At 71.5% G+C, this 24,297-nt stretch carries 23 protein-coding genes; 9 read left to right on the forward strand and 14 right to left on the reverse strand.

The features are described 5' to 3' along the window. Positions 1-141 precede the first annotated feature (141 nt). A complete protein-coding gene (locus ACWCRJ_RS15020) occupies positions 142-891 on the forward strand; it encodes a hypothetical protein (RefSeq protein WP_450939680.1) in 750 nt (249 codons plus the stop codon). Between the two features lie 285 nt (positions 892-1,176). Continuing rightward, positions 1,177-1,833, forward strand: a complete 657-nt coding sequence (locus ACWCRJ_RS15025) for a sigma-70 family RNA polymerase sigma factor (RefSeq protein WP_450939681.1) — start codon at positions 1,177-1,179, stop codon at positions 1,831-1,833. Positions 1,834-1,887: 54 nt separating this feature from the next. On the opposite strand, the gene ACWCRJ_RS15030 is transcribed toward ACWCRJ_RS15025, so the two are convergent. Beyond that, entirely contained in the window at positions 1,888-3,717 is a 1,830-nt protein-coding gene (locus tag ACWCRJ_RS15030; protein ID WP_450939682.1) for a prolyl oligopeptidase family serine peptidase, read from the reverse strand. Between the two features lie 131 nt (positions 3,718-3,848). Between ACWCRJ_RS15030 and ACWCRJ_RS15035 the strand changes: the two genes are divergently transcribed. Continuing rightward, the gene (locus tag ACWCRJ_RS15035; RefSeq protein WP_450939683.1) at positions 3,849-4,241 is read left to right on the forward strand and encodes a nuclear transport factor 2 family protein; all 393 of its coding nucleotides are present in this window, start codon (positions 3,849-3,851) and stop codon (positions 4,239-4,241) included. Between the two features lie 75 nt (positions 4,242-4,316). Beyond that, a complete protein-coding gene (locus ACWCRJ_RS15040) occupies positions 4,317-5,144 on the forward strand; it encodes an SURF1 family protein (RefSeq protein ID WP_450939684.1) in 828 nt (275 codons plus the stop codon). 182 nt (positions 5,145-5,326) lie between these two features. Here ACWCRJ_RS15040 and ACWCRJ_RS15045 read toward each other — a convergent pair whose 3' ends face one another. The 5 genes from ACWCRJ_RS15045 to ACWCRJ_RS15065 form a co-directional block, all read right to left on the reverse strand. Further along, entirely contained in the window at positions 5,327-6,397 is a 1,071-nt protein-coding gene (locus ACWCRJ_RS15045) for a hypothetical protein (protein ID WP_450939685.1), read from the reverse strand. A 578-nt stretch (positions 6,398-6,975) separates the two neighbouring features. Continuing rightward, a complete protein-coding gene (locus tag ACWCRJ_RS15050; protein ID WP_450939686.1) occupies positions 6,976-7,653 on the reverse strand; it encodes a SigE family RNA polymerase sigma factor in 678 nt (225 codons plus the stop codon). A 449-nt stretch (positions 7,654-8,102) separates the two neighbouring features. Then, on the reverse strand, positions 8,103-9,176 hold the full coding sequence (locus tag ACWCRJ_RS15055; RefSeq protein ID WP_450939687.1) for an aspartate-semialdehyde dehydrogenase: 1,074 nt from the start codon (positions 9,174-9,176) through the stop codon (positions 8,103-8,105). 31 nt (positions 9,177-9,207) lie between these two features. After that, entirely contained in the window at positions 9,208-10,488 is a 1,281-nt protein-coding gene (locus ACWCRJ_RS15060; protein ID WP_005483785.1) for an aspartate kinase, read from the reverse strand. A gap of 319 nt (positions 10,489-10,807) precedes the next feature. Continuing rightward, positions 10,808-12,910 carry a tetratricopeptide repeat protein gene (locus tag ACWCRJ_RS15065; RefSeq protein ID WP_450939688.1) on the reverse strand — a complete coding sequence of 701 codons (2,103 nt, stop codon included), beginning with the start codon at positions 12,908-12,910 and terminating at the stop codon, positions 10,808-10,810. A gap of 158 nt (positions 12,911-13,068) precedes the next feature. On the opposite strand from ACWCRJ_RS15065, the gene ACWCRJ_RS15070 reads away from it, so the two are divergent. Next, positions 13,069-13,788: a response regulator transcription factor gene (locus ACWCRJ_RS15070; protein ID WP_450939689.1), complete on the forward strand. Its 720-nt coding sequence runs from the start codon at positions 13,069-13,071 to the stop codon at positions 13,786-13,788. Beyond that, a complete protein-coding gene (locus ACWCRJ_RS15075; protein ID WP_450939690.1) occupies positions 13,785-15,170 on the forward strand; it encodes a sensor histidine kinase in 1,386 nt (461 codons plus the stop codon). The genes ACWCRJ_RS15070 and ACWCRJ_RS15075 overlap by 4 nt, the downstream gene beginning before the upstream one ends. A gap of 92 nt (positions 15,171-15,262) precedes the next feature. On the opposite strand, the gene ACWCRJ_RS15080 is transcribed toward ACWCRJ_RS15075, so the two are convergent. Together ACWCRJ_RS15080 and ACWCRJ_RS15085 are read right to left on the reverse strand one after the other, a co-directional pair. Beyond that, a complete protein-coding gene (locus ACWCRJ_RS15080) occupies positions 15,263-15,763 on the reverse strand; it encodes an SgcJ/EcaC family oxidoreductase (protein WP_275456905.1) in 501 nt (166 codons plus the stop codon). A 168-nt stretch (positions 15,764-15,931) separates the two neighbouring features. Next, the gene (locus tag ACWCRJ_RS15085) at positions 15,932-16,111 is read right to left on the reverse strand and encodes a DUF397 domain-containing protein (RefSeq protein WP_450939691.1); all 180 of its coding nucleotides are present in this window, start codon (positions 16,109-16,111) and stop codon (positions 15,932-15,934) included. Between ACWCRJ_RS15085 and ACWCRJ_RS15090 the strand changes: the two genes are divergently transcribed. Then, entirely contained in the window at positions 16,028-16,486 is a 459-nt protein-coding gene (locus ACWCRJ_RS15090) for a hypothetical protein (RefSeq protein WP_450939692.1), read from the forward strand. The genes ACWCRJ_RS15085 and ACWCRJ_RS15090 overlap by 84 nt on opposite strands. Further along, on the forward strand, positions 16,464-17,321 hold the full coding sequence (locus tag ACWCRJ_RS15095) for an alpha/beta fold hydrolase (protein WP_450939693.1): 858 nt from the start codon (positions 16,464-16,466) through the stop codon (positions 17,319-17,321). Before ACWCRJ_RS15090 ends, ACWCRJ_RS15095 begins: the two co-directional genes overlap by 23 nt. Here the strand turns inward: ACWCRJ_RS15095 and ACWCRJ_RS15100 are convergent. The 6 genes from ACWCRJ_RS15100 to ACWCRJ_RS15125 form a co-directional block, all read right to left on the reverse strand. Then, on the reverse strand, positions 17,318-18,253 hold the full coding sequence (locus ACWCRJ_RS15100; RefSeq protein WP_450939694.1) for a M56 family metallopeptidase: 936 nt from the start codon (positions 18,251-18,253) through the stop codon (positions 17,318-17,320). The genes ACWCRJ_RS15095 and ACWCRJ_RS15100 overlap by 4 nt on opposite strands. Before the next feature lie 196 nt (positions 18,254-18,449). Beyond that, a complete protein-coding gene (locus ACWCRJ_RS15105; RefSeq protein ID WP_450939695.1) occupies positions 18,450-18,902 on the reverse strand; it encodes a hypothetical protein in 453 nt (150 codons plus the stop codon). A 120-nt stretch (positions 18,903-19,022) separates the two neighbouring features. Then, on the reverse strand, positions 19,023-21,320 hold the full coding sequence (locus tag ACWCRJ_RS15110) for a tetratricopeptide repeat protein (protein ID WP_450939696.1): 2,298 nt from the start codon (positions 21,318-21,320) through the stop codon (positions 19,023-19,025). Between the two features lie 125 nt (positions 21,321-21,445). Then, the gene (locus tag ACWCRJ_RS15115) at positions 21,446-22,108 is read right to left on the reverse strand and encodes a DUF5063 domain-containing protein (protein ID WP_450939697.1); all 663 of its coding nucleotides are present in this window, start codon (positions 22,106-22,108) and stop codon (positions 21,446-21,448) included. Then, positions 22,101-22,700 carry a recombination mediator RecR gene (gene recR / locus ACWCRJ_RS15120; protein WP_450939698.1) on the reverse strand — a complete coding sequence of 200 codons (600 nt, stop codon included), beginning with the start codon at positions 22,698-22,700 and terminating at the stop codon, positions 22,101-22,103. Before recR ends, ACWCRJ_RS15115 begins: the two co-directional genes overlap by 8 nt. A gap of 109 nt (positions 22,701-22,809) precedes the next feature. Then, entirely contained in the window at positions 22,810-23,157 is a 348-nt protein-coding gene (locus ACWCRJ_RS15125; RefSeq protein ID WP_450939699.1) for a YbaB/EbfC family nucleoid-associated protein, read from the reverse strand. A 254-nt stretch (positions 23,158-23,411) separates the two neighbouring features. On the opposite strand from ACWCRJ_RS15125, the gene ACWCRJ_RS15130 reads away from it, so the two are divergent. Continuing rightward, positions 23,412-24,179, forward strand: coding sequence for an SLATT domain-containing protein (locus tag ACWCRJ_RS15130; protein ID WP_020113715.1), 768 nt, complete (start codon positions 23,412-23,414; stop codon positions 24,177-24,179). The last annotated feature ends 118 nt before the right edge of the window (positions 24,180-24,297 follow it).

Here is a 24,297-nt window from a genome sequence, read left to right on the forward strand (position 1 = left end):
GACCAGAAGACTGCCCCATGCACACGACCGGTTCCTCAGTGATCCGGATCACAGTTGGCGGTGTGAGTGCGACGACGGGTGGAAATCCGTACTCAAGAGGGACGGGGTGACGGCGGTGTCCGGATGCGAGGATGGGGCGCCATGACCGCAGGGTGGGGTTCGCGCACGACACGCGCCGCGATGTTCGCGGCCGTCTGTGTGCTGCTCGCCGCCCTCGGCCACGTGCTGATGTCCGGCAGGCATGTCCCCTGGTGGGCGATGGTCGCCGGGGCCGTCCTGACCGGGGCCGTCGGCTGGTGCCTGGCCGGGCGTGAGCGCGGCCTCCCCTTGATCACGTCCGTCGTGGTCGCCGCACAGACAGCCCTCCACCAGGGCTTCGAACTGGCACAGTCGCCCACCACGACGGCCGTCAACGGCCGTACGGACGCGATGAGTTCGATGAGCGGGAGGGGCTCCACGGGGTCGGCGGACCTCATGGACATGGGTTCCGCCCACCTGACTCACACGGTCCCCATGGGTGCGGCCGGTCATCTGGGTCATGTGGACCACACCGGGTACCTCCTGGACGGCTCGTCCGCGTCCTCCTCGTCGCTCATGTCCTCGCTCGCGTCCCTGTACGCGTCCTCGTCCGGCATGCTCGCCGCGCACCTGCTCGCGGCGCTGCTGTGCGGGCTGTGGCTGGCGTACGGCGAACGCGCGGCCTTCGGGCTGCTGCGGACCGTGGCCGGCCGGCTGGCCGCACCCCTGCGTCTGTCGCTCGCTCTGCCCCTCGCCGCGGAGCGGCCGCGCCCGCGGGTACGGCGCGGGCGTGCGGACCGTTCGCCGCGCCGCCTCCTTCTCGTCCACGCGATCACCTCTCGGGGTCCGCCCGCCGGGACCGCTGTCATCTGACGACAGCCGGTGACCCGAGGCAGCGGCCGACACACGGCTCCCGCTTCGGGCTTCGGCCGTACACCGCCCGCCTCCGCGCGTGCCGTACGGCCGCCCCCTTCCTCACCGGACCGCCGGACGCGTGCCCACGTACGCGCGCACACGCTCCCCGACACGTTCTCCCACACGCTCGGCGACCGTCACCCGCTCCTCCCGAACGGAACGGCTGCCCTGACGACGACGTGGACGGCTGTCTCACCGTGTGCGCCCCCGTGCCCCTGCCCGTGTCGGTGGTCCGGATCACGGATGACCCGAGAAGGACACCAGGTGATCACCCTTACTCCCCTGCCCGCGTCGGTCCCGCAGGCCTCCCGGTCCGCGACCGACGAGTCCATAACCGCCTGGGCGCTGGCCGCACGCGGCGGGGACCCGGAGGCCGTCGAGCGGTTCGTGGGCGCGCTGCACCGTGACGTCCAGCGGTTCGTCGCCCACCTCTGCGCCGATCCCCAGGCGGTGGACGACCTCGCCCAGGACACCTTCCTGCGGGCGCTCGGCAGCCTGCACCGGTTCGAGGGGCGCTGCTCCGCCCGTACATGGCTGCTGTCCATCGCCCGGCGGGCGGTGACCGACAGCTTCCGGCACGCGGCGGCCCGGCCCCGGCTGTCCGACGTACCGGACTGGCGCCTCGCCGTCGAGCACGCCCAGCCGCGCGGACTGCCCGGCTTCGACGACGGCGTGGCGCTCACCGATCTGCTGGGCGCGCTGCCCGAGGAGCGGCGGGAGGCGTTCGTCCTCACCCAGATGCTGGGGCTGTCCTACGAGGACGCGGCCGACCTGACGGGATGCCCCATCGGCACGGTGCGCTCACGGGTGGCCCGGGCCCGGGCCGCTCTCGTGGCGTTGCTGGCGGCAGCGGAGGAGGTCCAGCGGGAGGAGAGGGAGGAGGTACTGGCGGCCGCGTGAGGGGCCGTGCCCCCGCGCCCTTCGGGGGCGCGGGGGCACGAGGTGCCGGGGTCGTCAGGTGCGCGCCCCCAGGTGGCGTTCGGCGAAGTCCAGTTCCAGGCGGATCTGTTTGATGCGTTCGTCGACGACCAGGGAGCCGTGGCCGGCGTCGTAGCGGTAGACCTCGTGGACGGCGCCCCGCCCGGCCAGCCGGTCGACGTAGTTGTCGATCTGGCGGATGGGGCAGCGGGGGTCGTTGACACCGGCGGAGATGTAGACGGGGGCCTTCACCGCGTCGACGTACGTCAGGGGTGACGAGGCCTCGAAGCGCTCGGGGACCTCCTCGGGCGTACCGCCCAGGAGGGTGCGGTCCATGGCCTTGAGCGCCTCCATCTCGTCGTGGTACGCGGTGACGTAGTCCGCGACGGGGACGGCGGCGATGCCGAGGGTCCAGGCGTCCGGCTCGGTGCCGAGACCGAGGAGGGTGAGGTAACCGCCCCAGGAACCGCCGGTGAGGACGAGCCGGTCCGGGTCGGCGAAACCGGAGGTCACCGCCCACTCGCGGACCGCGGCGATGTCCTCCAGCTCGATCAGGCCGACCCGGTGCTTGAGGGCGTCGGTCCAGGCGCGGCCGTAGCCGGTGGAGCCCCGGTAGTTGATTCGGACGACCGCGTATCCGTGGTCCAGCCAGGCGGCCGGGCCCGCCGCGAAGGCGTCGCTGTCGTGCCAGGTCGGGCCGCCGTGGATGTCGAAGACGGTCGGATACGGGCCGTCGACCCCGGCCGGGCGCTGGACCAGGGCGTGGACGCGGCCGCCGGGTGTGTCCACCCAGACGTCCTCCACCGGCACCGAGCCGGGTGACTTCAGACCCGGCGGGTCGAGGACGACCCCGCCCGTGGTGGAGCGGACGACCGGCGGCTCGGCGGCGGAGGACCACAGGTACTCGACGCTGCCGTCGGGGCGGGCCGTGGCCCCGGAGACGGTGCCGCGTGGCGTGTCCACGCGCTCCAGGGCACGGGAGGCCAGGTCGTAGCGGAACAGCTCGCTGCGGGCCTCGAAGCTGTGGGCGACGAGCAGGGCGGAGCCGTCCGGATACCACTCGGCGCTCAGGTCGCCCTCCAGCCGGCCGGAGAGGCCGAGGTCGGTCTCCTCGCCCGAGGACACGTCCCACACGAGGGGTTCCCAACGGCCGCCCCGCTGATGGCCGATGAGCAGCCGGGTGTCACCGAGCACGGGGGCGAAGCCCAGCACCTCCAGGCCCAGTTCGATCGTGCCGCCCTTGGTGTCGTCCAGCTCGGCGACCGTCCTGCCGTCCGGCCGGACCACGCGCAGCGCAGAGTGCATCGCGTCGCCGTGCTCGGTGTGCTCGATCGCGATCAGCGAGCCGTCGTGCGAGAGGTCTCCGACGCCGGCCGACTCGCGGTGGCGGTAGATCTCGACGGGGGCCTCGCCCTGCCGGGACAGATGGATCGTGGAGCCCTCCTCGTCGGTGGAGCGGCCGACGATCGCCGTGCGGCCGTCGCGGCCGAGGGCCAGGCCCGCCGGGTACGACGGGTCCAGGCCCGGGGCACCCTCCTCGTCCGGGCCGCCGTGGAACGGCTGACGGCGCCAGACGCCGAACTCGTCGCCGTCCTTGTCGTCGAACCACCAGATCCACTCGCCGTCGGGCGAGAGCACGCCGTCCGTCGTGCCGTTGGCCCGGTTCGTGACCTGGCGCTGCTCGCCGGTGGCGCGGTCCCACGCGTACAACTCGTACGTGCCCGTGGCGTTGGAGACGAACAGCGAGCGGTGCGGCGCGTCCTCCGCCCAGTCGGGCAGGGACACCCTCGGCGCCCGGAACCGCTTCTCCCAGTCGGGCATGGATCCGCTCTGCTGCTGCGGGGTGGCCCCGTTGCTCTCAGTCATGGCCCCATATTGCCCCGCCCACACGACAATGTGCCGCCGAGGCCCCCAGCCTGTGGATAACTTCGGCCCGCGACCGCCGCGGGAGCGGTTCGGCCGGGCCGATTGTCAGTGGCCGGGTGCAGACTCGCCCCATGACCTCAACTACCACAGACACCGGTCTGCGCCGGGCCGTCGAGCGCTTCTGGGCCGCCGCCGAGGGCCGGGACTGGGCCGCGTTCGCCGAGACGCTGGCCGAGGACGTCGTGTACGAGCTGCCGCAGACGCGGGAGCGGATACGCGGCAGGGAGCGGTACGTGGAGTTCAACCGGGAGTACCCGGGCGACTGGCACGCGAGGATCGATCGGATCGTCGCGGAACCGGGGCAGGTCGTCAGCTGGACGCACGTCACGGTCGGGCTGGAGGAGATGTACGCGATCTCCTTCTTCACCGGGGACGACGACGGCCGGATAGCGGCCGTCACCGACTTCTGGCCCGAGCCGTACGAGCCGCCGACCGGGCGTGAGCACCTCGTCGAGCGGTACTGAGGCGGGTGACACCGCGGGCCGCGGGGGCCGACCCCGCAGCCCGGCGACCGGCGCGGGCACCGTACGGTGGAAGGCGTGTACCGGTTTCTGCTGACGCCCCGATGGTGGGGGATCAACGTCTTCGTGCTGCTCGCCATCCCCTTCTGCGTGTTCATGGGGTCGTGGCAGCTGAGCCGCTTCGAGGACCGGATGCAGGACCATCGCGCGGCCACCGAGCGGATCGACCCGGCGGACCGGGCCCCGGCACGCCCGCTGACGGAACTGCTGCCGGTGGACAAGGAGACCTCGGGCGCCTTGGCCACCGTCACCGGACGGTACGGCGAGCAGCTCCTCGTGCCGAACCGTGAACTGGACGGCCGGAACGGCTTCTACGTGCTGACGCTGCTGCGCACCGGCGACGGCAAGGCCCTGCCCGTCGTACGGGGCTGGCTGCCCGGCGCCGCGAAGGCCGGCCGCGTCCCGGCCGCGCCCTCCGGGGAGGTCACCGTCACCGGTTCGCTGCAGGCGTCCGAGACCCCGGGATCGAACGGCGTGCCCGTGCAGGGCGGGCTCCCGGCCGGGCAGACGTCGGCGATCAGCGCGGCGGCGCTGGTGAACCTCGTGCCGGACGACCTGTACGACGCCTGGATCACGCTCGACAAGGCCGACTCGGGCATGAAGGCCGTGCCCGCGACCGCCCCGCAGGACACCGGGCTCGACCTCAAGGCCTTCCAGAACCTCGGTTACACCGGCGAGTGGTTCGTCTTCGCCGGCTTCGTCGTCTTCATGTGGTTCCGGCTGCTCCGCCGCGAGGTCGAGTTCATCCGGGACGCGGAGCTGGGCCTCGTCGAGACGACCGGGGACGACCCGGACGAGGCCCGCGCCGACGAAGCCCTCCCGCGGGAGGCGGAACCGGCCAAGTAGGACCGGCCAGGTAGGACCGGCCAGGCAGGACCGGTCGTGCAAGACCGGCCATGCAGGACCGGCGTGCCGCTGGAACCGACGTACCGACACGCACCACCGGAGCACGGGACCACGGCACCGCCGTACCCGGCGAGCACCGCGCGGTTCGGCGGCGGTGCTCCTCCGGTGGCCGTACGGGCAGGTCAGGCGCCCGCCAGCAGGCCCGTGTAGTAGAGCACGCCCGCGCAGGCGTTGCCGACGCCCGTCGTGAAGGTGGCGATACCGCCCGCGGTGGTGTGCGAGACGATGACACTGCCGTCGATGGTGCCGTCCTCGGTGAGGAGCTGCGTGGAGACGGAGTTGGTGCCGTCGGTGGTGGTGCCCGGAGGGGTCGCCTCCCCCGTGGGCGTCGGGTCCGGTGACGGATCCGTGCCACCGGTGGCGCCGCCGTCGGTCGTACCGCCACTGCTGGTGGGGCAGGGCTCCGAAGGCACCCAGGCGAACCGCACCTCGTACGCCGTCCCCGGCGCCAGCGTCAGCTGCGTCGGGGACAGCGACGGGTCGGGCAGTGCGACCGCCGCGTCCCCGGTGACATGGGCCGCCACGGTGATCTTCGAGGAGTCCGCGGCGCCCTGCGGGGTGGCACCCACACTGCCCGAGCCGGTGACCGTACAGCTCGTGCCGGAGACGTTGGACACGCGGAACGAGCCGTAGACGGCGCCGCTGGAGTCCGGTGCGCCCACGCTGCCGCCACCGCCGAGCTGGGTCGACGTGCACAGGGCGGAGGCAGCGCTCGTGGGCGACGGCTGGGCGCCGCCCACGGTGCCGTTGCCTTCGCCCTTGCCCTTGTCGTCCTTGCCCTTGCCGCTGCCCTTGCCGGAGTCCTTGGAGCCGCCGGAGGTGCCGCCCGAGGCGTTCTGTCCGCCGGTCTGTCCCTTGGTGTCGCCGTCGCTCCCCTGCGTGTGCGAGCCGTTGCCGGTGATGGTGGTGTCGAGGTCGGATCCGGGAGAGTTGGAGACGTGGATCAGGGCGGGGATCGCCGTGCCGATGAAGAGCGCGGCGGCCGCCATGCCGACGACGGCCTGCCGCTTGCGCGCCCGCCTCGCCGGTACCGCCCGCCGCAGATGCTCCAGCGTGCCGTCCCTGGGCTCGATCTCCGACACCGCCCGCTGCAGCAGATTGCGCAGCACCAGCTCGTCGTCCGGCTCGAATCCGCCGGTCGCCTTCGGCCCCGAGCCGTCCGGCCCCGAGCCGCCGGAACCAGCGCCGCCCAACCGCAGGGCGCTCAGGAGCGAGTCGTCGGCCCCCGGGTCGGCCGCGCGGGCGGAACCCTCGGCCGAGAGGTCCGCGCCCGAGTCCTTCGTACTCCCCGAAACACTCCCCGGTGCACTCCCTGGTGCACTCCCTGGAGTACCCCCCGAAGGAGAGCCGTCCGAAGGTTGGTCCTCCGCGGGCCGGTCCTCGGACCGCGCATCCTCGGACCGCGCATCCTCGGACCGCGCGGCCCCGGCCGAGTCCACCACCGGCGGATCGTCCGGAGTGCGGCCTTCGAGATGCCGGCCCTTGGGGTGGGGGCCTTGTTCTTCGGGGCCGTGATTCACAGTTCCGTTCCCAGCGTGCGATTGCGTTTCTTCGTGCTCTTCGAGCCCGCGCCCCCCGACGCGCCCGTCCTGCCCGCGCTCAGCGCGTGCTTCCCCGCGCTCTCGCGCGGGTGCTTCCCCGCGCTCCTCAGCACGTTCGTCGTCGTCCCGGCGCCCCCACGAGGCGCGCCTGCGGGCGCCGAGTTCGTCCCGTCCGTCGCAACCGTCCTGCCCGTCGCGACTGTCGGGTCCGTCGCCCTTGCCGTGCGTGCTCATGCCGGCGCCTCCATGGCGACGCGCAGTGCCGCGATTCCCCGGGAGCCGTACGCCTTGACCGAGCCGAGCGATATGCCGAGGGTCTCGGCGACCTGGGCCTCGGTCATGTCGGCGAAGTAGCGCAGCACGAGGACCTCGCGCTGGCGGCGCTGCAGGCCCTTCATCGCCTTGATGAGGGAGTCGCGCTCCAGCAGGTCGTACGCGCCCTCCTCCGCGCTCGCCATGTCGGGCATCGGCTTCGACAGCAGCTTCAGACCGAGGATGCGGCGGCGCAGGGCGGAGCGCGAGAGGTTCACGACCGTCTGGCGCAGATAGGCGAGCGTCTTCTCCGGCTCGCGGACACGCTTGCGCGCCGAGTGCACGCGGATGAAGGCCTCCTGGACCACGTCCTCGCAGGAGGCGGTGTCGTCGAGGAGGAGCGCCGCGAGCCCGAGAAGCGAGCGGTAGTGGGCGCGGTAGGTCTCGGTGAGATGGTCGACCGTCGTGCCGGAGGCCGGCACCGTCGACGTGTCGTCCGCGCCGTCGCGTTGGCCGGGTATGCGGGTCGGCCGCGCCGCGGGCATCGGCGCGATCACCGGCATGCCGCCGGCCGAACCGGGCAAGCGGGGACGGCGGGGTGGACGAAGGGTGGTGCCCCTCGTCTGTGCCGCGGTGAATTCGAGTACCTCTGCCACGCCAGTTGGACCCGCGACCCCCCGTCGGGGTTGTACGTGGCAGCCATCTCTTTTGCGTCAGATCGCACACGTGTCCGCGTGACCCATGCGCGAGCCGGTGCGACAGGCGCGCCCGACGGCACGCTGCGCTCAGCTGCCGGTACGGCCCGCCGAACACCGGACAGCACGTCGAACGCCCTCATGCGTACCAGCTCTTCCCCTAAGCCAGAGTGTCGGCGCCCAGCCCCGCCGAAGGGCGCCCGTGAAAGACGCTCCCCGTCCGCCGCGCGGTTGCGGCGGACGGGGAGAAAAAATCCTCGATCACCGGGAGGCCTGAATCAACCCGGAAACCGACGACGGCACGGCCGGAAATTCTCCGTCCGCCGAACCGCCGACTCGAAGAACTTACACGCCGCCACCGACAAGGGTCCCTGGGCCGGGGTGGAGGAGGTGAGGGCCGAGGGCCCGGGCTAGGCGCCCTTCGCCACCAGCTCCGCGATCTGCGCGGCGTTCAGGGCGGAGCCCTTGCGCAGGTTGTCGCCGCAGACGAACAGCTCCAGGGCCGTCGGGTCGTCCAGGGCCCGGCGTACGCGCCCGACCCAGGTCGGGTCGGTGCCGACCACGTCCGCGGGGGTGGGGAACTCCCCCGCGCCCGGATCGTCGTAGAGGACGACCCCGGGGGCCGTGGCGAGGATCTCGCGGGCCTTGGCGACCGTGACCTCGTTCTCGAAGCGGGCGTGCAGGGTGAGGGAGTGCGCGGTGACGACCGGCACCCGTACGCAGGTCACGGCGACCGGCAGCTTCGGCAGGCCGAGGATCTTGCGGGACTCGTCCCGGACCTTCATCTCCTCCGAGGACCAGCCGTCCGCGCGCAGCGACCCGGCCCACGGCACCACGTTCAGCGCCACCGGCTCGGGGAACGGCCCGGTGTCGGCCACGGCCCGCCGTACGTCACCGGGGGTGGTCCCCAGCTCCGTACCGGCGACCAGGGCGATCTGCTGCCGCAGGGTCTCCACGCCGGCCCGCCCCGCACCGCTGACCGCCTGGTACGAGGAGGCCACCAGCTCGCGCAGCCCGAACTCGGCGTGCAGCGCGCCGAGCGCCACGATCATGGAGAGGGTCGTGCAGTTGGGGTTGGCGATGATCCCGCGCGGCCGGACGCGGGCGGCGTGCGCGTTGACCTCGGGGACGACGAGGGGCACCTCCGGGTCCATCCGGAAGGCGCCCGAGTTGTCCACCACGACCGCGCCCTTGGCGGCGGCGATCGGCGCCCAGTGCGCCGCGACCTCGTCGGGTACGTCGAACAGCGCGACGTCGACCCCGTCGAAAATTTCCACAGCGCCCTCGGTGAGACCCACCACCTCGACCTGCTCCCCGCGCACGGCCAGCTTGCGGCCGGCCGAGCGCGGGGAGGCGATCAGACGGATCTCGCCCCAGATGTCGGCCCGATGGGACAGGATCTGGAGCATGACGGTGCCGACGGCACCGGTCGCGCCCACGACCGCCAGCGTCGGCCTGCCGGCGCGCCCGGCATCGACAGCCATCAACGACCGCCGCCTCCGTGGATGAGGGCCATCAGCGCCCGGTACCCCCGTAGACGACGGCCTCGTCGCTGTCGGAGTCCAGCCCGAAGGCGGTGTGCACGGCGCGCACGGCCTCGGGGACGTCGTCGGCGCGGGTGACGACCGAGATGCGGATCTCGGAGGTCGAGATCAGCTCGATGTTCACGCCGGCGTCGCTGAGGGCCTCGAAGAAGGAGGCGGTGACGCCCGGGTTGGTCTTCATGCCCGCGCCGACCAGGGAGATCTTGCCGATCTGGTCGTCGTAGCGCAGCGAGTCGAAGCCGATGCCCGCCTTGTTCTTCTCCAGGGCGTCGATGGCCTTGCGGCCCTCGGTCTTGGGAAGGGTGAAGGAGATGTCCGTCAGACCGGTCGTCACGGCGGACACGTTCTGCACGACCATGTCGATGTTGACCTCGGCGTCCGCGATGGCGCGGAAGATCGCGGCGGCCTCGCCCGGCTTGTCCGGGACGCCGACGACCGTGACCTTGGCCTCGGAGACGTCGTGGGCGACTCCGGAGATGATGGCGTGCTCCACCTTGTGGTCCCCTTGCGACTCTGGCTTCTCGTTGCTGACCCAGGTGCCCGGCAGTCCGGAGAAGGACGAGCGGACGTGGATCGGGATGTTGTAGCGGCGGGCGTACTCGACACAGCGGTGGAGCAGCACCTTCGAACCGGACGCCGCCAGTTCGAGCATGTCCTCGGAGGAGATCCAGTCGATCTTCTTCGCCTTCTTCACGACCCGCGGGTCGGCGGTGAAGACGCCGTCGACGTCGGTGTAGATCTCACAGACCTCGGCCTCCAGCGCGGCGGCCAGCGCGACGGCGGTCGTGTCCGACCCGCCGCGGCCGAGGGTGGTGATGTCCTTCTTGTCCGCGCTGACGCCCTGGAACCCGGCGACGATGGCGATGTTGCCCTCGTCCAGCGCGGTACGGATGCGCCCCGGCGTGACGTCGATGATCCGGGCTTTGTTGTGGACCGAGTCGGTGATGACGCCTGCCTGGCTGCCGGTGAACGACTGGGCCTCGTGACCCAGGTTTTTGATCGCCATGGCCAGCAGCGCCATGGAGATACGCTCTCCGGCGGTCAGCAGCATGTCGAACTCACGCCCGGCAGGCATGGGTGACACCTGCTCGGCGAGATCGATCAGCTCATCCGTCGTGTCGCCCATCGCGGAAACGACGACGACCACCTGGTGGCCGTTCTTCTTCGCTTCCACGATCCGCTTGGCGACGCGCTTGATGCCCTCGGCATCGGCTACGGAGGAGCCTCCGTACTTCTGCACGACAAGGCCCACGTGCGCTCCTCGCTCCGTTTCAGTCCCTAATTTCCGCACATGCACACGCACTCGTACGCGGTTCCTACGTCGTTCCCGCGTCGTCGAACGTGCTGCGGCGGTCGGCTCAGTCTAACGAGCGGCCGAATATCCCTTCCCTGGTACCGCATGGTGAGATGTCCCGCTCACCCTGTGATCACCTGGGTTTTCTCCGGGCGTCCACCGAATTTCACCCGGCTTCTTCGACGGAGATCATGGGGTTCGGCCGCTCCGGGGTGGTGCCTGCCCGGTGGGAGTGCGGGGCAGTCCAAAAGTGGGGGAGGTCACTCGAGCGCGGAGGTCACTGGAGGGGTGGAGCTTCGAGGTGGGCCGCCTCGTGGGTGGTGTCCACCAGGTTGTCGCGCACCTTGCGCGTACTGGGATGGTCCTCGCCGAGTGAGCGCACGTACCCCTCCCAGGCCTCCTGGTATGCGGAGATGGCTTCACTCGTTCGTCCCGCCCGGTGGTACGCGCCGCCGAGGTTGTTCAGTGACAGCAAGGTCTGCGGGTGGCTCCGGCCCAGAAGGCGCTCGCGATCGGCGACGTTGCGCCGCAGAAGTGCGATGGCCTGATCGAGGTGGCCGGATTCCTGGTAAGCCCCGGCCAGGTTGTTGCGGGCGTTCAGCGTGGCCGGATGGTCCTCGCCGTGGCGGCGTACCGCGTCCTCCACGTACTCCTCCATCACGGTCACCGCCCGCTCGCCCTGGCCCGCCGAGATCAGGTCGTTCAACAGGTTGCCCCGGGCCCGGAAGGTGCGGGGGTCATCTCTCCCCACGGTGTTCCGCAGCATCTCTACCGATCGGGCATGCAGCTCGATCGCCGTGTCCAGATCGTCGGCCGCATAGTGCACCGAGCCCAGGTTGCCGAGGAGCACCGCGAACTCGGGGCTGCCCACGCCCAGAACCCGTCGGCCGTCCTCGCAGACCCGCTGCAGCAGAGCGATCGCGGGGCCTGGATCACCGGCCTCCGCGTATGCCTGGGCGAGGTTGCTCGCCACCGTCAGCGTGTTGGGGTTCTCGGACCCCAGGAACCGTACGCAGATGTTGTGAGCGCGCTCCAGCAGCGGTACCGCCTCCCGCACAGCCTTCTGGCCGCAGAGGAACATTCCCGTCTCGTTCGCCAGCCGGCCAAGCTCTTCGATGTCCTCGTCCGGTGCCACCTGGTCGGCCAGCGCTTGGACATGCGGCAGCAGGGAGCGCCACGTCGGCCAGGAACCGACGTCTTCGTAGTCTTCCGGCAGGGCCTTGAGGAGCAGTCGTATCGCGTGGTTCCGGGCGAGAGCGATGAACTCGGCCTCCGCCGGTTGCTCCCCACCGAGCGTCCGGACGACGGCCTGCACCAGGCGGTGGACGGAGATCGTGTCGCCCTGCATCGCGATCATGCTGTGGGCCGCGAGGCGCCCGAGCCCCTGAGCGACCTCCAGGGGTCTGGCCCCGGCCTCCAGCACAGTCCGAGGAATCGCGTCCGGCGCGTACCAGGCCAGCACGGACAGCAGAACGCCCGCCGTGAGGTCACCCTCGTCCAGCCGGTCCAGCGTCACACGCCACACCCGGGCCACCGTCCGTTCCGGGTCCCCGCCCTCGGCCGACGCCGCGAACATGTCCGCCGGGTACTCGGCGAGCATCTCCAGATACCGCTCCGCCGACGTGCCCGTCTCCCGGCAGAACGCCGCCGCCTGCTCCACCGCGAGCGGCAGGTTGCCCAGCTCTCCCACCAGTTCGGGCGCCCCAGCCCTGCCCGCCGGACAGATACGCCCGAACAGTTCGGCCGCGTGTGCCGTGTCAAGGACGTCCAGGTCCACGCAGGTGGCCGCCCCGTGCCACCCTGTCGCCCGTCGACTGGTGATCACGAACCTCCCGCCCGGCGCGCGCTCCAGCAACGGTGCCACATGGGCCGGATCACTCACGTTGTCGAGAACGATCAGCCACCCCTCATGTGTGGCGAGCCACTGCACCGCCCGCTCCCGCAAGGTCTGTGGGGGCAGTACGTCGACGAGTTCCGGCTGCATGGCCATACCGAGCCCGGTCAGGCCCGCGTCGATCGCGGTGGGACTGTCGGCGGCGATCCACCACACGGGGTTGGCGTCGGCCGTGTCCGCCCGGACCCAGTGCGCCACCAACGTGGATTTGCCGATGCCGCCCAGACCGTGCACGGCTACGACCTCCGACGCGCCCACCGCCTGGTCCAGCAGGCCGAGTTCGAGTTCCCGCCCCACGAAGAGTCTGGTGGGGACCGGCAGTTTCACCAGCCGGTTGTCCAGTTCGCCCATCGGCCGGAAGGCCTCCGCCGGCAGTACGGTCGCATGGTCGATCTGCGTGTCGATCTGCGTGACGTGATCCCCGGTGGCGGCATTGCGCGCGCTCCCGCCGAACGCGACGGCCCGCTCCCCCGACGCCTCCACCATGGGCACTCCCCGTTGTCGCTCGCTGCTCGGACGTCGTCACCGAGCGAAGGCTCCCCGACCCGGCGATACGAAGGATTCTCCCTCCTGGACGCCTGCGACCGCCGCACCCCCGGCTCGGCAGTGGACCGTCTTTAAAGTTCAACGATTATGGTTCGCCTGTGCGCGTACTTCTGGTGGAAGACGACGAGCCGGTCGCCGAGTCCCTGCGACGAGGACTCCTGCGATACGGCTTCGAGGTGGAGTGGGTCAACACGGGCGGGGCCGCGCTGTCGTACGGCGGGCCGTACGACGTCGTCCTCCTGGATCTCGGTCTCCCCGACACCGACGGCCTCGACGTGTGCAAGGCCCTGCGGGACCGCAGCCAGGTGCCGATCATCGTGATCAGCGCCCGCAGCGACGAGACGGACCGCGTGGTCGGCCTGGAGCTGGGCGCCGACGACTACGTGTCCAAGCCGTTCGGGGTCCGCGAGGTGATCGCCCGCATAAGGGCGGTGATGCGCCGTGTGCAACCGCGCGCCGCCGACGCGCCCGCCGCCGGCCCCGACCGCTACGGCCCGCGCCTCACCGTCGACCGCAAGGCCGCGCGCGTCCACCTCGACGGTACGGAGGTGGGGCTCGCCCCCAAGGAGTACGACCTCCTGGCCTTCCTCACCGAGGAGCCGGGCGCCCTGATGTCGCGCGAACAGATCATGGAGGCGGTCTGGGACGCGAACTGGTTCGGGCCGACGAAGACGCTCGACGTCCACGTGGCGGCGCTGCGGCGCAAGCTGGCCGGGGCGATCACGATCGAGGCGGTACGGGGGGTGGGGTTCCGGCTGATGGTGAACGAAGAGACCGAGCCGACCGGCGGTACCCGTGAGGGCGACGGCACGTCATGATCCGTCAGCTCATCCGCAGCTACGTGCTCCTCGTGGCTGTGGCGATCGCCCTGTTCACCGTGCCCGTGGCGTTCACGCTCACGGATCAGCTGCGGGACGACACCAGCGAAGCCGTACAGCGCGAGGCCGAGACGATGGCCCGGCTGCTGGGCGTGGGCGACACCGCCTCCTGCGAGGCCCTGGCGCAGCTGGCAGGGGCGTACCCGGCCAAGGAGAAGGTCGAGGTCACCGCGACCGACAGGTGTGCGCCGGAACGGCTGAAGGAGCCGAAGGCGGACGCGGCGCTGGCCAAGGCTCTGGAGCACGGCGAGAACACCATCGACTGGGGCTCCGACTTCATCTGGGGCAAGAACCTGGTGCTCACCGTCCCCGCCTTCGAGCGTTCGCCGGACGGGGAGACCGACACGCGGGAGGTCGTCGGCGCCGTCCGCGTCAAGTTCTCCACGGATGACCTCACGGCCCGGCTCTGGCAGATCTGGGGTTTCAGGGCGGGCCTGGCCGTACTCGTCCTCCTGGCAGCCGCAGGTATCGGCGTCTTCGCCGCCCGGCGCCTGACCGCCCCCCTCCGCCAGCTCAACGAGATGGCGAGCAAGATGAGCGACGGCGATCTGACGGCCCGCTCCCCTGTCACCGGCCCCCAGGAGACGCAGACCCTGGCGCGGACGCTGAACCAGGCGGGCGAGCGTCTGGACACGCTGATCGCGTCGCAGCGCATCTTCGTCGCCGACGCCTCGCACCAACTCCGCACCCCCCTCACGGCGTTGCGGCTGTCCCTGGACAACATCGCGGACGGCACGGACGACGAGTTCGTACGGGAGGACGTGGAGCAGGCCACCGCCGAGGTGGTCCGGATGAGCCGCCTCGTCAACGGCCTGCTGGTGCTGGCGCGAGCCGAGGCGAAGGTGACGGCGGCGGAACCGCTGTCCCTGCGGGAGGTCATCCGGGAACGTCTCGACGTGTGGAGACCGGCCGCCGACGAGCGCGGAGTCACCATCACGCTCAGGGGAAGTGCCGACGGCCGGCCGCTTGTGCTGGCCAGTCCCGGTCATCTGGACCAGGTCCTGGACAACGTGCTTTCGAACGCCCTGGAGGTCTCGCCGGACGGTGCGACCATCACGGTCCTGGTGGAGAGCCGGGGCGACGAGGTGGTGCTGTCGGTGCTGGACGAGGGGCCCGGTATGTCGGACGCCGAGAAGTCCCGCGCCTTCGACCGCTTCTGGCGCGGTCAGGGCCTCACCGGGAGGGGCGGTTCGGGCCTCGGCCTCGCCGTCGTCAAGCAACTCGTCACCGACGACAACGGGACCGTGACCCTCAAGGACTCACCCGGGGGCGGGTTGTGCGTCGCGCTCACGTTGCGTGCGGCGCGGCACGGGGGTGGCTGAGCCGGGAGAGGTGGCTCAGCCGGCCTCGGGACGGGGTGGGGTGGCTGGGCCGGGGGGTGTGGCCCAGCCACGACTGGGGGTTCTGCCGCCGCTCAGCCCTCGGGCATCATCGACGAGTGGTGGTTCACGATCTTCCACACGCCGTTGCGCTTCTCGTACTCGTACGTGTAGCGGGCGTCGACGCGCCGCTTCTCGCCGGTCTTGGGGTCGGTGAGGATGAAGTAGTACGAGCCGGTGTCGATGGCCGAGTTGGCGTCCAGGACGTTGATGATCGTCTTGGTCTTCTTGCCGACCGGCTTGTTCTCCAGGAAGTGGTTGAAGTAGTCGACGATGCCGGCGCGGTCGGTGCGGATCTTGTTGGAGACCGTCGGCAGGAGCACCGCGTCCTTCGCGTAGCGGTCCGCCACCTTCTTGGAGTCGCCGGTCCTCAGCGTCTTGTTCCAGCCGTCGAAGAGAGCCGCGATCTCCTTCTTGGAGGGCTTCTTCGGCGCGGCCTCGGCGCCGGCCATGCTGACCCCGGCGGTGACCGTGCCGGCGGTGACGAGTGCGGTGGCGGTGACGATGGCGGCGCGTATGCGGTTCTTGCGGGTCATCGCGATCTCCTGTGCGAAGTTGGGGTGTTACTGCCTCCGCTTCGTGTGCGGTGGAAGTGACTCCAGATTCGCGTGACGCCGGTTAGGGGCCGTGCAGGAGACGTACAGGGGGCGGCCAGGGATCACCCAAAGCACGGAGGGTGACGGTTCGGTCACTTGGCGAGGGGGTCAGTCCCGACCTCCACCGACCTGGGCGACGCAGGTGGCCCAGGCGGGGGCGGGGTGGGTGAGGGTGGGGCCGGTGGGGTTCTTCGAGTCGCGAACGTGGACCGTCAAGCGCGCGTCGGACAGGGCGACTTCGACGCAGTACCGGTGTCGGGACACCGGCTGCGCGTGATCGGCGTGCACTTCGACGCCGTACTGATCGAGGGCCGGCGCGGGGAGCTGGTCGCGGACAGGCTGGTCGAGGTGACCGGCGGGGACGCCGGGCCGGTCGTTCTCGAACAGGCCGGGTTCCGATGGATGCACTTCCTGCTGCGGCCGGGGACGGTGCACGGACACGTGTGGCTGCCGGGCGTGCAGCGGTTCGGGCTGAACTCCGCGAACACGCGCAGGGTCACCTACGTCGGCATCCCCGCCCTCGACGGCAACACGTATCCGCTGCGCTGGTACTCCGAGCCGACGCCGCAAACTCCGTACGTGGAACCGGAGTCACTGCTCACCGCAGTGACGACGGCGTTCCGCGGGGTAACCGACAGCCATGAGCGAAGTGCTGCTGACTGAGACTTTCCGTAGTGCGTCGGGGGCCGTGCGGTGGGGCACGATCGGGGAGGCCGGGCAGGAACCGGTCGTGCTCTGCCACGGCACCCCCTTCTCCTCCTACGTCTGGCGCGGCATCGCCCAGGCGCTGGCCGACACCGACCGGTACCAGGTGTTCGTGTGGGACATGCCCGGCTACGGGGAGTCGGACATGCACACCGGCCAGGACGTGTCCCTGGCCGCGCAGGGACGGGTCTTCACCGAGCTGCTGGCGCACTGGGGGCTGGACAAGCCCTTCGTGATCGCGCACGACTTCGGCGGGGCCGTCTCCCTGCGGGCCCACCTGCTGCACGGGGCCCGCTACCGCGCGCTCGCCCTCGTCGACCCCGTGGCGCTCGCCCCGTGGGGGACGCCCTCGTTCCGGCTGCTGGGCCGCCATGCGGAGGTCTTCGAACAGCTGCCGCCCGCGTTGCACCGGGCCCTCGTGCGGGAGTACGTCGCCTCCACCGGCGGCCCCGGCCTGCACCCCGCCGTCCTCGACCGGCTCGTCCAGCCGTGGCTGGGCGAGCACGGGCAGCCCGCCTTCTACCGGCAGATCGCCCAGGCGGACCAGGCCCACACGGACGAGATCCAGGGGCGGTACGGGGAGATCGGCATCCCGGTGCTGGTGTGCTGGGGCGAGGAGGACGGGTGGATTCCGCTGGCGAAGGGGCGGGAGCTGGCCGGCCTCATCCCCGGCGCCCTGTTCGAACCGATCGCCGGTGCGGGACACCTCGTCCAGGAGGACGCCCCCGCCGAACTCACCGCCGTACTCCTGGACTTCCTCCAGGAGGAGCAGACGGACCAGCGGACCGACTAGAGCGTCCCCAGCGCCGGCGCGAACGCGATGAGGAGCGGAAGGAGGGCGAGAAGCGCGGCGGCCGTGGTGGTGGCCGCGCGGCGCGTGCGGTCCAGGCGGGGCGGCGGCTCCAGCAGCCGCTCGACCCGGTCGCCCAGCAGGCGGCGGGTGTTGGAGCAGCTCAACACGCCCCGGTGCTGGTTGAGTTCGATCAGGGCCAGGGCCGTGGTCAGGTGGCCGCAGCGGCGGGAGGCCGTGTCGTCGGCGGCGAGTTCGACGAGGCGGTGGGTCTGGTCGGCGAAGTGGGCGAAGAGGGGGACGCGCGGGAAGCCCGTGGCGAGGGCGGTGGAGAGGTGGAGCAGCCAGTCGTGCCGGGCACGGGCGTGACCGAGTTCGTGCGCGAGCACGGCGTCCAGCTGGCGGTCGCTCAGCTTGCCCAACGCGCCGGTGGTGACCACCAGTTGGGGCGGGGCGCCCGGCATCAGCCACGCGTCCGGGTACTCGTCCTCCAGGACCAGCAGCGGCCCCTTCGTCTGCGGCAGCCCGGCCGGGAGGTCGGGGGCGCGCTCCCGCAGGTGCGCCCGGCGCAGGTGCCGGCGGCGCCGGGCCTCGACCAGTTCCCGGGCCAGCATCGCGCCGCTCCACGCCGCCCCGAGGGCCAGCGCCAGCGTCAGTACGGCCGTCCAGGGCGGTGCGGCGGTGAGGTCGTACGCGGCGGTCACGGCCGGGGGCGCGGGCGCGAAGGCGCGCGTGCGGACCGTCTCGAACACCGCCGCCGCGCCCAGCACCAGCGCCGCGAGACAGCTCAGCAGCGCCGCCGCCACCAGGCACTGCCACGCCCACAGCGCGACCACGGGTTCCCGCTCGGGCCACCTCGCCCTCAGCAGGGTGCGGGGGCCCAGCACCGCGGCGGTCACGGCCACGGCGGCGAGAAGGAGCAGGAGAACGGTCACGTCACTGGGTCCGGTTCCTGGGCGAGGGGCGGGCGGGGGTGCGGAGGGCGGTGCGGGAGCGTGCGTCGTAGGACGGTGCCTACGCTACCGGCGGCACTCGCACTTTTCAGTCGTCCGGTGAGCCATGAGTGCACTCACTCTCCGTCGATCCCCGGTCACCCTTGCCGCAGGCGACGCACTCGCCTTCCGGCCACTCTCAGTTGCCCGTGGACGCCGTACCGATGTCCCCGCCTGCGGCGATGGAGCCCCGGCCGGTCGCGTTCACACCGCCGGGAGGCGAGACGGGCGCCGGGGACGGCGACGGGGACGGGGGTGCTGGCGGCAGCGGCGCCCCGCCCGTCGAAGCCGACCCGATGTTGCCGCCCGCAGCGATCGACCCGGCGCCGGACGCGTCGACGCCCGGGCTGGGCGCGGGCAGCACCGGCGGGGTGGGGGGCGGTGAGGAGTTGCCCAGCTGGGCAACCAGGGTGAGCGCGATACCCACGAGGGCGGCCACTCCGCCCGCCACACTCGCCCAGGGGTCGGCGGCGTCGACGTCCAGCACCGCACCCACGAGCAACCCCACCGCACCGGCCGCGCAGAAGCCGATTCCCGTCCACAGCAACACTTTTGACCGGTTGCCGTTCTGTCCCGTCTGCCCCGTGGTCATGCCGACATCATCCCGCCCCCAGCCCTCGATCACACTTGTGACGGGACGGGGATACCAACCTGTGACGGTCCCTCGTCCCTACCGGCGGGTGACGCCCCACACCCGGACGAACCGCTCCCGTCACGGTGCCGGTGGCCGCGGTCCATCGTCCTCGCCCTCCCCGTGTTCCCGCGCCACCGTGAACATCGCCTTGAACATGTCGAACATCAAGGTCGCCACCGGATGCTCCTCGCCCAGGGCGGAGAACATCTCCACGAGCAGACGGACCGCCGACTCGGCGTAACGGTCGTCCTGGGCGAACATGTACGTCTGCACCAGGGCGAGCCGGGCCAGCATGGTCTCGGCGTGGTCGTCGCCGAGCACGCGCAGACACGTCTCCAGGTTGCGCTCCGCCTCCGCCAGGTCGTCCTCCGTGGCCGGCGCGGGGAGGGTCGGTTCCAGCGACTCGATCTCCGCCACCAGACCGCGCATCACACCGACCAGAGCCTCCTGCCCGTCCTGGGAGGCGGCGAGGACCCTGGCCATGAAGGTGCCCGGGACCGGAAACACCGGGAGGACTGCCCGGCGGGCCAGCAGGGTGACCAGCCCTTTCACGGCGAGGGTCGCCGGGTGCTCGTCGCCCAGCGCGCGCACGCAGTCGTCGACCAACTCGTCGGCCATCTCGCGCGCTCGCGTCAGGTCCCCGCCCTCGGCGACGCTCGAGATCAGCTTCTCCCGTGCCGCGAAGGTCCGCGGATGCTCCGCGCCGAACACACGGACACTTCCTGCGAGAATCTCCTCGACCAGCCGCCGGGCCCGCGCCAAGTCCCCCGCCCGATTGGCGGCGTGGTACACGTTCACCCGGGCCGAGAGCGTGATCTCGTGCTCGGCGCCCAGGACGCGCTCGCAGTCCGCGAGGGTCCGCTCAGCGGCCTCGACCTCCTGCTCGGTGTGGAACGTGACCCGGCGGGCCTGGACGAGCAGGGTGCGCACGTCCAGGGTCTCCTCGGCGTCGGGGCCGTGCAGTCGCACACAGGCGGACTCGGCACGCTCCAGGAGGTCGGCCGCGCGAGGGGCGAGCCGCATGCCGGCGGTGAGCATGAAGTCGGCGGTCCGTACCAGCAGCCGAGCCATCACCCCCGAGTCCTCGTGAGATCGGGTGTGCTCGGCCAGCTTCTCGACGTGCGGCAACAGCATCCGCATGACCGGCCAGGCCGAGGTGTCATCGAGGTCCGGGGGCAACGCCGCCGCCAACGCCTCGGCCGCCGCCGCTCGTGCCTGTTCGATGGCCGCCGGGTGCCGGTGCCGGTCGGAGAGGTCCTCCGTACGGGAGACCGCCTGCACCAGGGGGTGCACGGACACGTCCTCTCCGGCCAGCGTGACCATGCTGTGCGCGGCGAGTCGGCCGAGCGCACCGCGTACGGCGGGCCGGGTACCGAGGGAGGAGAGGAGGGAGCGCGGGATGCCGTCGGGGGCGTACCAGGCGAGCATCAGCAGGATGCCTACGGTCAGCCGGTCGTCGGCGAGACGGTCGAGCGTGACGTGCCATACACGGGCGACGGTGCGTTCGTGGTCGCGGCTCTCGTCCTTCGCCGCGTACATCTCGACCGGATGCGCCGCGAGGTCGTCCAGGTACACGCGGACGGCACAGTCCGTCTGCACGCAATACGCCGCCGCCTGGGCCACCGCGAGCGGAAGACGGCCCAGTTCCGCGCAGAGTTCGGGGGTGTCCGGGTCCTCGCCGCGGATCCGGGTGAAGAGGTCCACCGCCTCCTGGTGCGACAGGACGTCCAGGGGCACCGTCTCCGCGATGCCGGCCCACCCCGTCGACTGGCGGCTGGTCATCAGGAAGCGGCCAGAACGTGCCCTGGAGAGCAGATGGTTGACGTCGCCCGGAGCGGTGACGTTGTCGAGGACGAGCAGCCAACCGGTGTGGGAGGTGAGCCAGCGCAGAGCCCACTCGGCCAGTTGTTCCTGGGGCAGCAGGGCGGCGAGCGAGTGCTGGAGGGCGCGGGCGAGGTCGGCGAGACCCGTCTCGATCGCCGCCCGGCTGTCGGCAGTGATCCACCAGACGGGAGCGTGCGCCGCGCTGTAGCCGGAAGCCCAGCGGGCGGCGAGCGTGGACTTCCCGATTCCGCCGAGACCGTGCAGTACATGAGCGAACGCCTGGCCGGGGGCCGCGGACGCCTCGTCCAGAACGGCGAGTTCGGTCCCCCGGCCGACGAACAACGCCGCCCGTGAGGGGAGGTTCGTCAGCTCCGGCGGGCAGTCGACCGACTCGGCCGGTGGACACGCGTGCGGCGCCAGCACCCCGACGCTGTTGATGTGCAGGCCCACGGAACCCGCACCAGTGAACGCCTGCGCGATGTTCCCGCCGGCGGCAACGGCGCCCGCGCCGGAGGCTTCGGCACCGGGGCGCTCCTCGAACACGGCACTCATACGTCACATGATGACTGTCGTGGCGAAAACCGTCATGCCTACGGCGGGAGTTGGGCACCGTACGACCTCACGCCGCCCGGCTCCCGCCGTCGCTCGTTCGCCCATCTCCACCGCGAGGTGAGCGGCTACTTGACCTTCCGCAGCCCCAGCGGCCCCGCGATCTCCTCCGCCATGACCTGGCCCGCCTCGAACTCCAGGGTCTCGTCGCCCATCAGTTCCTGGTCGGTGTCGAGGCCGTCCAGCTCGGCGAGGGGCTGGTTGAGGCGGACGTGGGCGACCAGGGACTGCAGGGCCCGCAGGGTCGCCGAGGCGGTGGAGCCCCAGTTGGAGAAGTAGGAGAACTGCCACCACCACAGGGCCTCGCTGGTGCGGCCGGCGCGGTAGTGGGCCATGCCGTGGCGGAGGTCGGCGATGACGTCGGCGAGGTCGTCGGAGATCCGGGCCGGGACCGGCGCCTTGCGGGGCTCGTAGGGGTCGAAGACCTCCGAGTAGACGTCGACCGGCTCCAGCATCAGGGCGAGGCGTTCGCGCAGCTCGTCGACGTCCGTCTCGGGGCCCGGGTCGGGCTCGTAGCGCTCGTCGGGCACGATGTCCTCGTGCGCGCCGAGGCGGCCGCCGGCCAGGAGCAGCTGGGACACCTCCAGCAGGAGGAAGGGGACGGCCGAGTCCGGCTCGTCGCCCTTGGCCACCTCGGTGACGGCGACCAGGAAGCTCTCGATCTGGTCCGCGATCTGGACCGCGAAGTCGTCCGGGTTCAGGTCCGTCGCGTGCAGCGTGGCGTCAGACATCCAGCAATCGTCTCCCCTCGAAGGCGCGGCCGAGGGTCACCTCGTCCGCGTATTCCAGGTCGCCGCCCACCGGGAGGCCGCTGGCCAGGCGGGTGACCTTGAGGCCCATGGGTTTGATCATGCGGGCGAGGTACGTGGCCGTGGCCTCGCCTTCGAGATTGGGGTCCGTGGCCAGGATCAGCTCGGTGACCGTACCGTCGGCCAGGCGGGCCAGCAGCTCCCGTATGCGCAGGTCGTCGGGGCCGACGCCCTCGATCGGGCTGATCGCGCCGCCGAGGACGTGGTACTTGCCCCGGAACTCGCGGGTGCGTTCGATCGCGACGACGTCCTTGGGCTCCTCGACGACGCAGATGACCGTCGGGTCGCGACGCGGGTCACGGCAGATGTTGCACAGTTCCTCCTGCGCGACATTGCCGCAGGTCGCGCAGAAACGGACCTTCGCCTTCACTTCGAGGAGGGCGTGCGCGAGGCGCCGTACGTCCGTCGGCTCCGCCTGCAGGATGTGGAAGGCGATCCGCTGCGCGCTCTTGGGACCGACGCCGGGCAGCCGCCCCAGCTCGTCGATGAGGTCCTGGACCACGCCTTCGTACACGGACTGCCGTCCTTCCTGGTGTCTTTCAGTACGTACCGTAGTCGGCCGCCGCCGCTCCGAGGAAGGCGGTACCGGGCACGGATGGGGTCGGAGGGGGTCGCGGAGGCGCTCAGAAGGGCAGGCCGGGAATGCCCGCGCCACCGCCGCCCAGACCCTGGGCGAGGGGGCCCAGTTTCTGCTGCTGGAGGGTCTGGGCGTTCTCGTTGGCCGCCTGGACGGCCGCGACGATCAGGTCGGCGAGGGTCTCGGTGTCCTCCGGGTCCACCGCCTTGGGGTCGATCTTCAGGTTGCGCAGTTCGCCGGAGCCGGTGACGGTGGCACGCACCAGGCCGCCGCCCGCCTGGCCGTCGACCTCCGTCCGCGCGAGCTCCTCCTGTGCCCTCGCCAGGTCCTGCTGCATCTTCTGGGCCTGCTGGAGCAGCTGCTGCATGTTGGGCTGGCCACCACCGGGGATCACGTTCAGCTCCCTCGCACGAGTACGAACGGACGTCGCCGTTCACGTTCTTACGGTCCTCACGAGCCTACGTGGTCGGCACGGCCTGTGCCGCGCCACTCTTTCGAGTGAGTCGGCGGGGATTCGTATATCTGATCAAGGGCATCTTCCAGGGGATAAGCGGTGAAAACACCATCTTCGCCACCCATTGGGCGGTAGGAAGGGTCCGGCCGCGTCAGGGTGGTGCGTGAGCGCCGTACGTACGTAGGGAGTGCCTGGTGAGCCAGCCGGAGATGCAGCCCGAGGGGGGAACCCAGGACGGGCGGGGTGAGGGGTCCGGGCTGTGGGCGGAGCCGTGGACGTCGGCGGCCGGGCCGTGGGCGGGGGATCTGGCCGGGCGGCCGTTTCCGCAGGGGGACTGGGGGGCGCCGGCGGAGCGGCTGGAGGAGCTGTACCACTGGGTCGAGCGGGCGGCGCTGGAGACCGCGGCGTGGTATCTCGCGGACCGGGTGTGGAAACGGGTGGCGGCACGGGTCCTGCGGATCGGGGCGGCTGCGGGGGCGCTCGCCGGGGCCGCGCTGCCACTGCTCGACCTCACGGGGGCGGTGGGCGGGGTGGCTCCCTGGGGGTATCTCGCGCTGCTGTCCTGTGTGGCGTGTGTCGGGGTGGACCGGTTCTTCGGCGTCACCTCCGGGTGGATGCGGGACGTCGCCACGGCCCAGGCGGTGCAGCGGCGGCTGCAGATGCTGCGGTTCGACTGGGCGTCCGAGAGCGCGCGGGAGGTGCTGGGGCCGGCGGAGGGGACGGCCGGGGAGGCCGCGGAGCGGTGTCTCGGGGTGCTGCGGCGGTTCTCCGAGGACGTCACGGAGCTGGTGCGGGCGGAGACGGCGGACTGGATGGTGGAGTTCCGGACGGGGTCGGCTCCGCTCGGTGTGCAGGCCGGGGGGAGCGTGGGGCGTCCCGAGGCGAACGGGAACGGGCGGGTGCCGATGCCGCCGGGGGCGCGGCCGAACATGCCTCGGCAGCGGCCTCCGGAGGCGCGGTAGCGGTAGCGGTAGCGGCGGAGCCGTGGCGGGTGGGTCGGTGTGTTGTCGGGTGCGGGTGAGTGGGGGCTGGTCGCGCACTTCCCCGCGCCCCTGAAAAGCGCGGGCTGCGCCCGCTGCT

This window comes from Streptomyces sp. NPDC002324 (assembly GCF_053593335.1).